This window comes from Pseudomonas sp. NPDC088322 (genome assembly GCF_044740745.1).
Taxonomy (GTDB): Bacteria; Pseudomonadota; Gammaproteobacteria; order Pseudomonadales; family Pseudomonadaceae; genus Aquipseudomonas; species Aquipseudomonas shirazensis.
Window position 1 is genome coordinate 511,646 of the sequence record NZ_JBIURK010000005.1, and the last position, 16,000, is coordinate 527,645.

Below are 16,000 nucleotides of genomic sequence, written 5' to 3' on the forward strand. Positions count from 1 at the left end.
TGCACCAGTACGGCCAGCGGCGCGCTGTCGCTCAGCATGTGGCGAATGCGTTCTGCCGGGTAACCCGGGTCAACTGGCACATAGGCGCCGCCTGCCTTGAGGATGGCCAGCAAGCCAACCACCATCGACAGCCCGCGCTCGACGCAGATCGCGACACGGTCATCCGGTTTGACCCCCAGGCCGAGCAAATGATGGGCAAGCCGATTGGCCTGCTCGTCGAGCTGGCGATAGCTGAGCTCGCCCTCCTCGGCGACCAGGGCAATGGCAGTCGGCGTGCGCCGGACCTGGGCCTCGAACAGCCCATGCAGCGTTTGCGTCAAGTCGTGAGGCGTTTGCGGGGCATTGGCCAGCAGTCGCAGCCGCTCATCAGGCGTCACTACCGGCACCTGCTGCAACAACGTGTCAGGCGCGTGCTCAAGCGCATCCAGCAAACCGTGCAGCACCTGCAGCAGTTGCTCGCAGACCCGCTGCGCGCCCACCTGGGCACTGACCTGGGCCGTCAGCCGCAGGCCATCGCCCAGGTCGTCCACGTTGACGCTCAACGGGTAGTTGCCATGGCCGCCGCTGGGCAGTGCCTGGATGCCTTCCAGGGCTTCGCGGTGCGCTTGCTGCGCGGGCTGGCTGGCGCCATGCCGGTAGTTGAGCATGGCACTGAACAACGGGGTCGGCGCAGCCACGCCGCTGCAACGCTGGGCCAAGGCCAGCGAGGCGTGCTCGTGCACCAGCAAGGCACTCAGCCGCTGGTGCGTCAGGCGCACCCCAGCGCGCACGCCCAGCCCGTGCAGGTCCAGGCGCAGTGGCAAGGTGTTGATGAACATGCCCAGACCGCGATCAGCCCCGGCGCCCCCTTGCAGGCGGCCCAGCAGCACGGTGCCGAACACCACACGGTCTTGGCCACTGGTGGCGGCCACCAGCCGTGCCCAGGCCAGGTGCAGCATGCTGGCAGCGCTCACGCCCAGCTGCTGGGCCTGGCTGCGCAGGCGCCGGTACTGCTCGGGCGCCAGTTGCACCGTAGCCAATTCGAAGGTACTGGCCTGGCCCTGCAGGTCGACCAGGCCATAGGGCAAAGTCGGCTCGTCGATGTCGGCCAGCTCTGCGCGGAAGAACGCTTCGTGCTCGGCCTCGCTGATGGCCAAACGCGCCTGGGCCACGTAGTTGCGGTACGGCACGGGCGGTTGGCTGGGCTGCTCGCCGCGCAGGTGGTCGCGGATCTCTTCCAGCACCACCTTCATGGCCGTGTGGTCCAGGGCGATGTGGTGGAACTGCAGGGTGGCTTGGAGGCCTTCGCTGCCTGCCTGTGGGGTTTGCAGCAGACGGATCAATGGCGCATGGCTGAGGTCGAGCGGGCCAGGGGCTTCGCTGCTATTGACCAGCACCGAACCCGGCACGCTGCGCCATACCACCTGCACAGGCTGCGCCAGACCGTCCCAGAGCACGGCAGTACGCAGAATATCGTGGCGTGCGATGACCTTGTCCAAGGCCACGGCAAAGGCCTGCAGACGGGCCTGGCTGTCGAATGCGACGCGCCACTGCAGCAGGTAGGGGTCTTCGTCTGCAGCACTCAGGTGATGGTAGAGAATGCCTTCCTGCAGCGGTGCCAATGGGTAAATGTCCTGCACGTTGGCAGCGCCACCTGGCACCGTGGCGACGATGCGCTCAACCGCGCTGGCGTCCAACGTCAGCAAAGGCAGCATGGCTGGGGTGATGTGGGTGCAGCCCGCTGGAATGCAGTTCTCGGGCACGCTGACCTGGCGCCCCTTGCCTAGCGCGGCAGCCAGGGCAGCCACGCTGGGCTGGCCGAACAGCACCCGCACGTCGGTCTGCAGGCCCTGTTGGCGCAAACGTTCGATCAGCGTCACGGCCAGCAGCGAGTGGCCGCCCAGCTCGAAGAAGTTGTCGTGCCGCCCTACCCGTTGCACGCCCAGCACGTCGGCCCAGACGCTGGCCATGGCCGCTTCTGTTTCGCTGGCCGGGGCTTCATAGCCCTGGCAGATCAGTTGGGCCGGGTCCGGTTCAGGCAGGGCCCGGCGGTCCAGCTTGCCATGGCTGGTCAACGGCCATTGGTCCAGGCGCATGAACGCCTGCGGCACCATGTGCCCCGGCAAGCTGGCCTGCAGCGCTTGACGCACAACCTCTAGCGCGACCGGCGCCTGTTCGGTGAACCAGGCCAGCAGACGCTCGTCGCGGACCAGTACCACGGCATCGGCGATACCGGCCTGAGCCGTCAGCGCGGCCTCGATTTCACCCAACTCCACACGCACGCCGCGGATCTTCACCTGGTCGTCATTACGCCCGAGATATTCCAGGGTGCCGTCAGTGTTCCAGCGCACCAGGTCGCCAGTGCGGTACATGCGCGCGCCGGGCTTGCGGCTGAACGGGTCGGCGACAAAGCGCTCTGCGCTCAGCTCAGGGCGATTGAAGTAGCCCCGCGCTACCTGTGCGCCACCGATGTACAGCTCACCCACCACGCCCACCGGCACCGCTTGGCGATGGCCGTCGAGCACATAGACGCGGGTATTGGCGATCGGCTTGCCGATGTGCAACGCCGCGCCCGGCAAGACCTGGCCAGACGTGGCGACAACCGTGGTCTCGGTCGGCCCATAGTTGTTGACCAGGGCGAAGCCTGGATCGCGGTCGAACTGGCGCAGGCGGTCGCCACCGATCAGCAAGGTGCGCAACGTCGGGTGTTGCCGTTCGCGGCGCAACGCCTGTTCGGCCACTGGCGTGGGCAAGAAACTGACGGCCAGCGGCTGTTCGAGCCACCAGTCGAGCAGTTCATCGACATGTTCATTGCCGATGTGCGCGGGTGGCAAGTGCAACGTGGCACCGCCACACAGCGCCGGCCACACTTCCCAGGCCATGGCGTCAAAGCCAAAGCCGGCAACGCTCGAGGTGCGCACACCGGCCTCCAGCGCGAACGCGTGGCAGTGCCAATGCACCAGGTTGGCCAGGGTGTGATGCTCGATCATCACGCCCTTGGGCTGGCCGGTGGAGCCGGAGGTGTAGACAAGGTAGGCCAGCTGCTGCGCATCCAGCCCCGGTACGTGCGGGTTGCTGCCCAGAGAGTCATCGGCTGCGGCCTGGTCGAGGTTCAGCCGGGGTATGCCACCAGGCAGGCCAGCAATGTCCGCTTCGCTCAGCACCAGCGCGGGCGCGCTGTCGGCCAGCAGGTAGGCAATGCGTTCGGCCGGATAGCCCGGGTCTACCGGCACATAGGCGGCGCCGGCCTTGAGCACGGCCAGCAGGCTGATCACCCGCTCGACGCTGCGGCCCAGGCACAATGCCACGCGGTCACCGCGGCGCACGCCGCGTGCGATCAACTGGTGCGCCAGGCGGTTGGCCCGCAGGTTCAGCTCCCCATAGCTGAGTGCCTGGCCATCCTGGGTCACGGCCGTTGCATCCGGGGTCTGGGCTGCTCTGGCCTCCACCAGCGCGTGCACCGTCTGCCCTTGCGGATAGTGCTGTGTGGTGGCGTTGAAACTGCCCAGCAGCTGTTCGCGCGCTTCGTCGCTCAGGATCGACAAGCTGTCGACCCGCGCCTCCTGCCCTCGCTGCAATGCTTGCAGCAGTTGAGTGACGGCATTGACCATCCAGGCGGCGACCCGCGCTGCGCCGATCCCTGCAATGGCCAGCACACTGAAAGTGAAACCCTCACCCAGGTCATTCACGCTTAGGGTCAACGGGTAGTTGCTGCGTTCCTCGCCACCGAGCAGGCGCACGCCCTCCCAGATGGCCTCGCCGGTGGCCTCGTCGGCGCTGTGCCGATAGTTGAGCAAGGCACTGAACAACGGCGCGGACGCGGCCACGCCACTGCAGCGCTGGGCCAACGCCAGCGGCGCGTGCTCATGGCCCAGCAAGGCCGAGAGGTTGCGGTGGGTGGCGCGCACGGCAGCACGCACGGCCAGCGTGGTGTCCACCCGCAGTGGCAGGGTGTTGATGAACATCCCCAACGCCCGGTCGGCGCCCTCGCCGCCTTGCAGGCGACCCATCAGCACCGTGCCAAACACCACATCATCGCGGTTGGCCAGCACGCCCAATACGCGCGCCCACGCCAGGTGCATGAGGCTGGCGGCACTGACGCCCAGTTGCCGGGCCTGGGTGCGCAAACCGTGGGCAACCTCCCCGTCCAGTGCCTGGAACGCCGTTTCGATGCCGCGCCCATCACCCTGTACATCGGCATAGCCCAGCGGCAAGGTCGGTTCTTCGACATCCGCCAGCATCTCGCGGAAGAACGCCTCATGGCCCGCCTGGTCACCCAGCCGAGCCTGGGCCACGTAATTGCGGTAAGGCACCGCCGCCGGCAGCGTGTGCCCTTGGCCGAACAGCAAAGCGCGCATTTCGCGAGCGACCACGTCCATGGCCGTGTGATCGAGGGTCAGGTGATGGAACAGCAGAATCGCCACCACCTGCTGGTTGGCGGGGTCCAGGCTGTAATACAGGCGGGTCAATGGCGCCTGAGTCAGGTCCAGCCGGTGATGCCGCGCATCGAAACGGGCATGCAACTGCTCGACCCGCGCCCGACCATCGTCATCGGCCAGGTCGTCGATTTCGCTGACCAGCAGCTCGGCCTTGCGCCAAACCACTTGCAGCGGCTGCGCAAGCCCTTGCCAAAGCACGGCGGTGCGCAGGATATCGTGGCGGTCGATGACCTGTTGCAAGGCACCAGCCCAGGCCAGCAAGCGCTCGACACTATCGAAGGCCAGGCGGGTCTGCAGCAGGTAAGGGTCGCCCTGCTCGGCGCTCAGGTGGTGGTAGAGAATGCCTTCCTGCAGCGGCGCCAGCGGGTAGATTTCCTGCACATTGGCGGCGCCACCCGGCACGGTTGCGACGATGTCGTCGATGGCTGCCTGGTCCAGCTCGATCAGGCTGAGCATACTCGGGATGATGCGTTCGGCCTGCGCAGGCACGCGGTTGGCCGGCACTTTCACTTCGTGGCCGATGCCCGCCGCGCCGGCCAGGGCGGCCAGGGTCGGTTGGGCGAACAGCACCCGCACATCAACCAGCAGGCCAGCCTTGCGCAAGCGCTCGACCAACGTTACCGCCAGCAGCGAGTGGCCACCCAGTTCGAAGAAGTTATCGTGGCGCCCTACCCGCTGCACGCCCAACACGTCGGCCCAGATCGCCGCCATCGTCGCTTCGGTTTCGCCACTGGGCGCCTCAAAGGCCTGGCCGAACAACTGCGAGGCGTCCGGGTCAGGCAGCGCACGGCGGTCGAGTTTGCCATGACTGGTCAGCGGCAGCTCATCGAGGCGCACGAACGCCAGCGGCACCATGTGCGCCGGCAAACGGGCCTGCAGGGCCTGGCGCAAGGCGTCGAGGGCGACGGGGGCGGTCTCGCTGAACCAGGCCAGCAAACGCTCGCCGCGCACCAGCACCACGGCGGCGTCGACCCCCGGCTGCGCCGCGAGGGTGGCCTCGATTTCGCCAAGCTCCACCCGCACACCGCGGATCTTCACCTGGTCGTCAGTGCGGCCGAGGTAGTCGAGGGTGCCGTCGGCGTTCCAGCGCACCCGATCACCGCTGCGGTACATGCGTGCATTGGGCTGCTCGCTGAACGGGTCGGCGAGAAAAGCCTGTTCGGTCAACGCCGGGCGATTGAAGTAACCCCGCGCCACTTGCGCGCCGCCGATGAACAGCTCACCCGCGACACCGATCGGTACCGGCTGCAGGCCTTCGTCCAGGACATAGACGCGGGTGTTGGCGATTGGCCGGCCGATGTGCAGTGCGCCGCTGGGCAAGACCTGCCCAGAGGTCGCGACCACGGTGGTTTCGGTCGGCCCGTAGTTGTTGATCAAGGCAAAGCCCGGCGCTCGCTCGAACTGACGCAGGCGGTCCCCGCCCACCAGCAAGGTGCGCAGGGTCGGGTGCTGATGTTCGCGGCGCAGGGCCTGTTCCGCTACCGGAGTGGGCAGGAAGCTGACCTTCAGTGGCTGTAGCAGCCACCAGTCGAGCAGTTCATCAACATGCTCGTTGGCGATGTGCGCGGGTGGCAGGTGCAGCGTGGCACCGGCGCACAGGGCTGGCCAGACCTCCCAGGCCATGGCGTCGAAACCGAAGCCGGCCACGCTTGAGGTATGCGCATCGGCGTCCAGCGCAAAGGCCTGGCAGTGCCAATGCACCAGGTTGACCAGCGTATGGTGCTCGATCATCACGCCCTTGGGCTGGCCAGTGGAACCGGAGGTGTAAACCACGTAGGCCAGTTGCTGCGCGTGCAGCCCAGGTCGCTGTGGGTTGCTGTCGTGCGCAGCGCAGGTGTTGATCTGATCCAGGTCCAGGCGCGGCACCTCGGCCGGCAGCCCGGTCACCACAATCTCGCTCACAACCAGTGCCGGGAGGCTGTCAGCCAGCAAGTAGGCAATACGCTCGGCTGGGTACCCCGGGTCCACCGGCACATAGGCCGCGCCCGCTTTAAGCACTGCCAGCAACGCAACCACGCGCTCGCTGTTGCGCGGCAGGCACAGCGCCACGCGGTCGCCCACCTGAACGCCGCGTTCGATCAGCTGGTGAGCCAGTTGGTTGGCACGCCGGTTCAGTTCGTCGTAACGCAGCGCCTGGCCATCCTGCAACAGCGCGACCGCGGCCGGTGCAGTGGCAGCGCGGGCCTCGACCATGGCGTGTACGGTCTGCCCCTGCGGGTAAAGCTGAGCGCTGCGGTTGAACCCTTGCAGTACCTGATCACGCTCGGCTGGCGGCAATACCTGCAACCCTTGCAGCGCTGCTGTGGGGGTGTACTCCAGGGCATCGACCAGGCTTGCCAATACCTGTTCGAACTGGACACACAGGCGCGCCGCGCTCCACTCCGGCAGGCTTTGTACCGTAAGGCGCAGCGCGTCGCCCAGGTCGTCGACGCTCACAGTCAGCGGGTAATCGGTGCGCTCCTCGGCACCGACGATATCGATGCCAGCGGCCACCGGGATGACCTCGGCGGCATCACCGGCGTCACTGTGCCGGTAGTTGAGCAGGCTATTGAACAGCGGCGCCGGCGCGGCCACGCCGCTGCAGCGCTGGGCCAAGGCCAGCGAAGCCTGTTCGTGGCCGAGCAAGGCGCTGAGCCTGCGGTGGGTGGCCAGCAGGGCATCACGCACGCTGATTGAGCCCAGGTCGATGCGCAACGGCAGGCTGTTGATGAACATGCCCAGCGCCTGCTCGCTGCCGTCGCCGGTGGTCATGCGGCCTAGCAGCACGCTGCCGAACACCACCTGCTGGCGGCCCGACAGCTGCCCGATCAGGCGGCCGAAGCCCAAGTGCAAGACGCTTGCCGGGCTCACCCCGAGTTGCCGTGCCTGGCTGCGCAGGCGCAGGCACAGCGCAGGCGGCAGGGTCAGGCGTGCTTGTTCCAGTTGCGCATCACCTTTGTCCTGCAGGGCGAAGGCAAGCGTGGGCTCATCGATGTCGCTCAGCATCTCGCGGAAGAAGCGCTCATGGGCGTCCTCATCCAGTGCCTGGCGAGCGGCGGCCAGCACGTTGCGAAACGGCATGGGGGCAGGCAGAAGGTCGGACTGGCCGGCGATGTGCGCCTGGATTTCCCGGCGCACGATATCCAGGGCGGTATGGTCCATCACCACGTGGTGGAACATCAGCAGCGCCACCCACGTCTCGCCCTCGCCTTGCGCGTGCATCAGTTGCATCAGCGGTGCCTGACGCAGGTCGACGCGATACTGGCGCGGGTCGAAGCGCGCGCACAACTCGGCCAGGGCCGTACTGCCCGCCACCGGCACGGCTTCGCGGACCAGCGTCGCTTCTTGCCAGACCACCTGCACCGGTTGGTCGAGGTATTCCCAGTGCAGCGCGGTGCGCAGGATGTCATGGCGCTGGATCACCCACTGCAGCGCCTCGGCGAAGGCTTCCAGGTGGGTTTTGCTGGCGAAGCGCAGTTGCACCTGCGCTAGGTACGGGTCGCCCTCGGTGGCGGACAGGTGCTGGTACAGCATGCCCTGCTGCAGCGGGGCGAGCGGGTAGATGTCCTGAACGTTGGCCGCACCGCCTGGCACACTGGCGACGATGCGGTCGATGGCTTGCTGGTCCAGGGTGACCAGCGGCAGCATGTCGGGGGTAATCCGGAAGGCTGGGCTCAGCCAGTCGTCATCGCGTTCGGCGAGCATCTTCAGCAGCGCCGGCTTGTGCCGTGACAACGCCTCCCACAAGCTGTCGTCCAGGGTATCGTCATCGCCGAGGACGATCAGGTCCTGGTCTTCACGCTGGAGTCGGATCGCATGGGTGGAAAGAGCAGCCATCAGTTCGCTGAAGTGCATCGGTAAGCATCCTGCTTTGCCTGGAATGGGAATCGGGTACACGCTAAAGGAACGTGACCGGTCGGTCTGACACGGGAAGCGGGGACAACAGGCGCACGCCTGGGGTGCAGGATCGGCCTTGCCGGGCCGCTCCTGCACTCGCTGCAAACGCAAATGGCAGTAGCCGGTTAGATGCGCCTGCGCTTGCCCAGGCTGGGGATGGTGGTCTGCGGTATGACCACCTCGATGTGCTCAAGCCGGGTGCTGGCGGCCAGCGCGGCCAGGGTCGGCTGGCTGAACAAGGTGCGGGCATCTACATGCAACCCAGCCTGACGCATGCGTGCCACCAGGCTGACCGCCAGCAGTGAATGGCCGCCCAGTTCGAAGAAGTTGTCGTCGCGCCCAACCTGCTCGATCTTCAGCACATCGGTCCAGATCTCGGCCAGCGCTGTTTCCAGCTCGCCGCGCGGGGCTTGGTACTGGCGGCTGATCACCGACTCGGTCCCGGGCGCTGGCAAGGCCTTGCGGTCGACCTTGCCGTTGGTGCTCAACGGCAGCTCGGCCAGGGCGACGAACGCCTGCGGCACCATGTAGTCGGGCATGCGGCCCACCAGGTGGCTGCGCAGCACTTCAAGCGCCGGAGCGCTGCTGCCCTCGCGGCAGGTGAAGTAAGCCACCAGGCGCTCTTCGCGCATCAGCACCACGGCTTGCCCGATGGCCGGATGCGCCGTTAGCGACGCTTCGATCTCTCCAAGTTCAACCCGCAACCCACGCAGCTTGACCTGGAAGTCGTTGCGACCGACAAAATCCAGCTCACCGTCCAGGCGGTAGCGCACCAAGTCGCCGGTGCGGTACAGGCGGTCGCCTTCGACGAACGGGCTGGCGATGAAGCGCTCAGCCTGCAACGCCGGTAGCCCAAGATAACCACGGGCGACGCCGACGCCGCCAATGTGCAACTGGCCCACTGCGCCGAGTGGCACCGGGCGGTCATGCGCATCGAGCACATACAGGCGGGTATTGGCGATCGGCCGGCCAATCGGTGGTGCGATAAGCGGCAGCGGTTCATCGGGCTGCAGAGTCCAGGCGGTGCTGTCTACCGTTGCTTCGGTCGGGCCATAGACGTTGTGCAGGCGCACCGCGGGTAGGCGTTCACGCAGGCGTTGCACCAAGGCCAACGTCAGTTCACCGCCGCCGCAGAAGATGTCGGTCAGGCTGGTGCAACGTTCAACACCCGGTTCTTCAAGAAACTGATGCAGCAGCGCCGGGACGAATTTGATTGTGGTCACCTGCCTGGCCTGCACCAACTGCACCAGGTACGCAGGGTCACGGTGCCCGTCAGGGCGTGCCAGGACCAGGCGCAAACCGGCGGTCAGCGGCCAGAACAGCTCCCAGACCGAACCGTCGAAGGTGAACGGCGCCCGTTGCAGCAAGGCATCGCCCGGGCGTGGCGGGCAGATGCGCGAACCCCAATGCATCAGGTTGCACAGGCCACGGTGTTCGACCATCACCCCCTTCGGGGTGCCAGTGGAGCCCGAGGTGTACATCACATAAGCCAACTGGTCCGGCCCCAGACCCGGCACGTGCGGGTCGGCTGCCGAGCAGGTCTGCCAATCGCCACGGTCAAGGTCGAGTACAGGAACCGGCATTTGCTCGAACAGGCCCAGGGTAGCGCCGTGCACCAGCAGCACCGACGGCGTGCTGTCTTCGAGCATGAAGCGCAGCCGTTCGGCCGGGTAAGCGGGGTCGAGTGGCACGTAGGCGCCGCCTGCCTTGAGCACGCCCAGCAGCGCGACCATCAGTGCAACGCCTCGTTCGACACACACCGCCACCCGTGCGTCTGGCCTTACTCCCTGAGCGATCAGGTGGTGGGCCAGGCGGTTGGCCTGGGCGTTGAGGGCCTGGTAATCGAGGCAGCCGTCCTCGGCCTGCAGCGCGATGGCATGGGGTGTGCGTCGCACCTGAGCCTGGAACAGCGCAGGCAAGGTATGCCTGATCGGGCTTTGCGGGTCTTCGGTGGCGTTGAAGCCATGCATCATGCGGTCCAGTTCGCCGTCAGGCACCGCGCAGAGTGCCTCCAGGCGGGTGCTGCGGCGCTCGGCCAGGGCATTGCCCAGTTGGCGCAAGGTGGTCATCAGGTAGCTCAGCACCCGCTGCGGGCCAATCGCACGCGGTGCGCGCAGGGCGAGCTGGAGCCCGTCGGCATGGTCGTCCACCGTGAGCACCAGGGCATGGCTTTGTACTTCACTGGCTTCGGCCAGCTCCACGCCCGGCAATACCGGGCCGAACGTCACTGCCCCTTGGCGGTAGTTGATCAGGCTGTCGAACAGCGGCGTGCCAGCGGGCAAGCCACTGCACTGCTGGGCGAGGATCAACGGCGCATCTTCATGGCCGAGCAAGGCGGCCAGCCGCGCATGGGTCTCGCTCAGCGCCTGGTCGACCGAGCGGTTCACAAGGCCTATCCGCAAGGGCACGCTGTTGATGAACATGCCCAGCGCACGATCAGCCCCGTGGCCAGCCATGCTGCGGCCCAGCAACACGGTGCCCAGGGTGACCTCATCACGCCCGCCGAGGGCGCCAAGCACCTGAGCCCAGGCCAGGTGTAGCAAGCTGGCGATGCTCGCGCCATGTTGCCGGGCCTGGCTACGCAACAGGCCCGCCAGCGCCGCGTCGATGGCCTGGCTGTGGCTGTGCAGGTCCCGCTCATCGACCGGCTCGCCCCCAAGCCCGGCAATCGGCGTTGGCGGTTCGATGCCTGCCAGTTGCTCGCGGAAGAAGGCTTCGTGCTCGGCCTGGCGCTCGCGGGCAGCGCTCAGCGCAACGTAATTACGATACGGTACAGGCGCCGGCAACTGCTCGCCGCGCCCCGCCATGAAGGCTCCCAGCTCGCCCAACAGCACCTGCAGCGAAACGGCATCGTTGACCAAGTGATGGAAGCGCAGCAAGCCCAACCAACGCCCCTGCTGGGCATCCTCGGCGCAGGCCAGCGCCATCATCGGTGCCTGGCGCAGGTCCAAGGGCCGTTGCTGCGGGTCGAAATGGCTGCGCATTGGCCCGGCAATGCTGCCGTCGTGTGCCGCCCCCGCCCAGTTATCCACTGTCAGCAGCGCCTGGCGCCAGACCACCTGCTGGGGCTGCTCAAGCCCCTCCCATGCCAGGCTGGTGCGCAGGATGTCGTGACGGTCGATCACCTGCTGCAACGCTTCGGTGAAGGCCTGCAACTGCCCGTGGCTGGCAAAGGTAAACAACGCCTGCTGCTGGTACGGGTCGCGTGCATCAGTGACGTGGTGGTAAAGCAGGCCCTGTTGCAGCGGCGCCAGCGGATAGATTTCCTGTACGTTGGCTGCGCCGCCCGGCACCGTGGCAACGATGCGGTCGATGTCGGCTTGCGACAGTTTGCCGAGGGTGAGCATGCCAGGCGTGATGTGCTGGCACCCTGACGGAACGCGGTTGGCCGGTACGCTCGCGGCTTCACCGACCACGGTGCTGGCGGCAAGGCTGGCCAGCGTCGATTGGCCGAACAGCACCTGCACGTCGGCTTGCAGGCCTTGCTGGCGCATGCGCTCGATCAGTTGCACGGCCAACAGCGAGTGGCCGCCCAGCTCGAAAAAGTGATCGTGGCGCCCTACCCGCTCGACCTGCAGCAGTTCGGCCCAGAGCAACGCCAGGCGCTGCTCGAGGTCTCCCTGCGGCGCCTCGTGTTCACGGCGCACCTTGGCGGTTTCGTCCGCTGTCGGTAAGGCACGGCGGTCGAGTTTGCCATTGGCGGTCAATGGCCAGCTGGCCAGGTTGACATAGGCCACCGGCAACAAGGCGACTGGCAGCCGCTCGCGCAGGTGGTCATGCAGCGCCGTGGGCAACACTGCCGCCTCGCCAATGAACCAGGCCTGCAACTGACCTTCGCGCAGCATCACCACACACTCGCGCACCGCCGCATGGCTGCTCAGGGCAGCCTCGATTTCGCCCAACTCCACCCGCACACCGCGGATCTTGACTTGGTCGTCATTGCGCCCGAGGTACTCCAGCGTACCATCGGCCAGCCAGCGCACCAGGTCGCCCGTGCGGTACATGCGCGCGCCGGGCAGCGAGCTGAAGGGGTCGTCGAGAAAGCGCTCGGCAGTCATCTGTGGCCGGTTGAGATAGCCTCGGGCCACGCCCTTGCCGCCCACATACAATTCGCCTGGGGCGCCGATCGGCAGCAGACGACACTGCTCATCAAGCACATACACCTGGGTGTTGGCCACCGGGCCGCCGATATGCAGCGCGCTGCCAGGGGTCACTTCGCCCGACGTCGCGACCACGGTAGCTTCGGTCGGGCCATAGTTGTTGATGACACGGTAGCGCCACTCGCGCGCCAGGCGCCGCAGACGGTCGCCGCCAATCAGCAGGGTCTGCAAGGTTGGGTGCAGCTCGCCCTGTGCGAAGGCGTATTCGGCCACCGGGGTGGGCAGGAAGCTGACATCCAGCGGCTGCGCGCGCCACCAGCAGAGCAAGGCGTCGATGTCTTCAGCACCGTCACGCACCGGCGCCAGGTGCAGGGTCGCGCCACTGCACAGCGCCGGCCAGACCTCCCAGGCCATGGCGTCGAAACCGAAGCCGGCCAGGCTCGACTGGTGGCGCCCGGGGCCCAGGTTGAAGGCATGGCAGTGCCAGTCGACCAGATTGGCCAGCATGTGGTGTTCGACCATCACGCCCTTTGGCTGGCCCGTGGAGCCGGAGGTGTAGATGACATAAGCCAAGTCGCTTGGTTGCGGGTGCACAGGCGCGAGCTGGGCGACGGGTGCCGTGTTCCAGTCCCAGCAGTCCAGCGTAATCTGTGGCAGACCATGGGGCGGAAGGCGGTCCAGCAGCCGCGACTGGGTCAGCACCACAACCGGCGAGCTGTCTTCCAGCAGATAGGCCAGGCGCTCCTGCGGGTGGGCCGGGTCGATCGGTACGTAGGCGGCCCCGGCCTTGAGCACAGCCAGCAGGCCAACCAACGTGTCCAGGCCGCGCTGGGCGACCACCGCTACCCGCTGTTCAGGCTTGGCGCCAAGGGCTGCCAGGTGCAGTGCCAGCGCATCGGCACGTCGATCGAGCTCGCCATAGCTCAGGCGCTGGCCGTCGTGCAGCGCCGCCACTGCGTGTGGCGTGGCGCTGGCCTGGGCCTGGATGCGACGATGGATCAACCCCTCACCTTGTTCAGGCGCTGCTTGCGCGGTTGCATTCCACTGGCGCAGGCGGGCGTGTTCGCGGGCGGTCAGCAGGTCGAACGCCGCGATGCTTTGCTCGGGCTGCTCCAAGCCTTGCTCCAGCACATGCAGCAGGCGCTCAGCCAGCGCCGAAACGTCCTCTTCGCTGAACCAGGCGCGGTTGTGCACCAGGTGCAGGCACGCGCTGTTACGTTGGCTGTTGCACCGCAGGTGGATACTCAAGGGCGTGGGCTCGTGGCCATTGCAGATCATCACCGTGTGGCCGGGCACGTCAGCGAAACGCAGGTCGTTGCCATCCTCCTCGAACGACACCATCAGCTCGAACAGTTGCGGCCGCTCTTCACGCAATGCGCCGAGGTTGCGGTTGAGTTCGCTGAGGGCGAACCGCTGATGGCGAAAGTCCTGCTTGAGCGCATCGCGGATCCCCTGCACCAGCGCCGCAAACGAGCGTTCACGGCCAAAATCCATGCGCAGTGCGCTGACTTGGGTAAACAGCCCAAGGGTTGACTTGAACTGGGCGTTGCCACGGTTGCGCACCGGCAGGCCAACCACCCATTCGTCACGCTGCCAGGTCCGTGCGCTGCACACATGCAGCGCTGCCAACAGCACATGGAATGGCGAGGCCTGCAAGGCGGTGCCCAGGGCCCGCATACGCGCCAGCAAGTGGCTGTCGAAGGGCTGTTCAAGTGCCGCACTGGGCGGCGACAAGTGCTGCGCATTGCGTTCGCGGGGCGCCAGCAAGGCGTCGGGTAACTGCTGATACTTCGCCAGCCAGTAATCGCGGTCGCGGTCATGGCGTGGCGAACCCTGGTACTGCGCATCGTCCTCGATGAACGCGCGGTAGGACGGTGCGCTGTCTGGCAATGCCAGCCCCTGTTCAAGCAAGCGGTAATGCTCGGCAATCTGCTTGAACCACTGGTCCACGCCCCAGCCATCGAGCACCAGGTGATGGGCCTGCACGGCTAACAGATAGCGTTGTTCGCCCAGGCGGATCAATGTCGCCCCCCACAGCGGGCTGGCGTCCAGGCGGTACGGCGTCTGCATCTGTGTTTGCAACAGGCCTTGGGCAGCGCCGAAGGGGTCATCCACACCGCGGACATCATGCTGCACCAACTGCACATCGAGGGATTCGGCGAAGTACTGACGGGCTATCCCACCCTGGCCCGCTTGCATCACCAGCACTGAGCGCAGGCCATCATGCTGGGCGACCAAGTGCGCCAGTGCCCGGCTCAGGCGCTCGGCATCCACCCCGCCGGCCAGTTCGACGTAGGCGCCGATGTTGTACAGCGGCGAGTCGCCGTGGCTGATCTGATCCAGCCAGATGTCGCGCTGGGCAACGGTCAGGGCAAAGGTTTGGGCGGCAGGCATGATTCGGCAGGTCCTTCTGGTTGATCATCCGCGGATTCAAGCACTCCACTTTCAGACTGTATGGCCCCCGAAACCCGGACACGCATCCGCGCTGTCGCTGGTTGCTGAAAAACATGTAGGACATTCGCCACAGCGGCTGCCCGGCTTGGCCTACGCCAGGGGTAATCGGTAGAGATCAGGCGTTGATCGCCACGATTACGACGTCAATTTGCTGGCCTACCCGCTCATGCGCAGCGTCAGCGCTGTGAGTCAGCTGACCCGCTGATCCGCAATCGGTGGCACCTTCTGTCCCTGTTTTCCATTACAGACGCTCCTCCCAGGCCGCGCTTGAATACCGCCACAACCCGCTCCTTACCCGGAGGACTCCCCTGCGCCACCACCGGCCGTAACGCTTTGGATCAAGGATGATGACCCTATGAAGCTTACCGACAGCCTCGTACACCTCCCCGACCCCCAACTGTATCTGCAACTGGGTGAACTGATCGCCAGTACCGGCGCCGAAGGCTTTGCCGAACAGATGTTGCACCTGGTCGATGCCCAAGTGCCGATCCACAGGCTCGAGCTCAGCGAATGGACCCTCGACCCACGCGGGGCCAGCATCAGCCGCATCAGGGTACTCGGCAGCGCCGGCCCAGCACCCGAACTGCCCGCCATCGACCCTCTGCACCACCCACTGCTGCAGAGCATCATGCAGATGGACGACCCGCTGTTGATCGAGTTCAAGGCCCCCCCGGTCACTGCCCACCAGCGCCACAGTGCCCACCAGTGCAACCTGGTGTCTTGCAGCGGTGCCCGGCGCTGGGTCATTTGCTTTCATCGCCTGCCCAGCCAGCGTGGTTTTTCATTGGGCGAGTTGTCGCAGTTGAAAAGCCTGTCCGACACCTTGCTGCCCCTGGCGGAGCACCACGGCCAGTTGTTCCACCAAAGGGCCGCGCGACGTATCGGGTCGCCGCTGTGCGATCTGCAGGCAGGCACGCTACGGCAGTCCTTTGGCAAACGACTGATCCAGGCAGACGTGCGGCTTTCGACGCGTGAGCAGGAAGTCTGCCTAGGCCTGCTGACCGGCGGAACGGTGCCAGAAATGGCGCAACGGCTGAACGTGAAGAACAGCTCGATCGAAACCTACCTCAAGCGCGCCACCGCCAAGCTGGGGGTCAGTGGCCGCCATGGCTTGACCAAATGGATGGCCGGCGCCTGACCCTGCGAGACCCT

At 66.3% G+C, this 16,000-nt stretch carries 3 protein-coding genes (1 of these 3 only partly in view); 1 reads left to right on the plus strand and 2 read right to left on the minus strand.

Annotated elements, in window-relative coordinates; all coding sequences use genetic code 11:
* Both ACIOAU_RS16145 and ACIOAU_RS16150 read right to left on the minus strand, forming a co-directional pair.
* Positions 1–8,252: the beginning of a non-ribosomal peptide synthase/polyketide synthase gene (locus tag ACIOAU_RS16145; RefSeq protein WP_401183251.1), read on the minus strand. Its footprint begins 14,080 nt before the window's first position; only the first 8,252 of its 22,332 coding nucleotides appear in the window; its start codon is at positions 8,250–8,252; the stop codon falls past the left edge of the window.
* Between the two features lie 167 nt (positions 8,253–8,419).
* Complete coding sequence (locus ACIOAU_RS16150) at positions 8,420–14,788, minus strand: non-ribosomal peptide synthetase (RefSeq protein WP_188036289.1); 6,369 nt, start codon at positions 14,786–14,788, stop codon at positions 8,420–8,422.
* 415 nt (positions 14,789–15,203) lie between these two features.
* Between ACIOAU_RS16150 and ACIOAU_RS16155 the strand changes: the two genes are divergently transcribed.
* On the plus strand, positions 15,204–15,986 hold the full coding sequence (locus tag ACIOAU_RS16155; protein WP_401183254.1) for a helix-turn-helix transcriptional regulator: 783 nt from the start codon (positions 15,204–15,206) through the stop codon (positions 15,984–15,986).
* Positions 15,987–16,000 lie beyond the last annotated feature (14 nt).

Coding starts and splice junctions, on each gene's coding strand:
- ACIOAU_RS16150 (WP_188036289.1), bottom strand. CDS start 14,788: ATGCCTGCCGCCCAAACCTTTGCCCTGACCGTTGCCCAGCGCGACATC.
- ACIOAU_RS16155 (WP_401183254.1), top strand. CDS start 15,204: ATGAAGCTTACCGACAGCCTCGTACACCTCCCCGACCCCCAACTGTAT.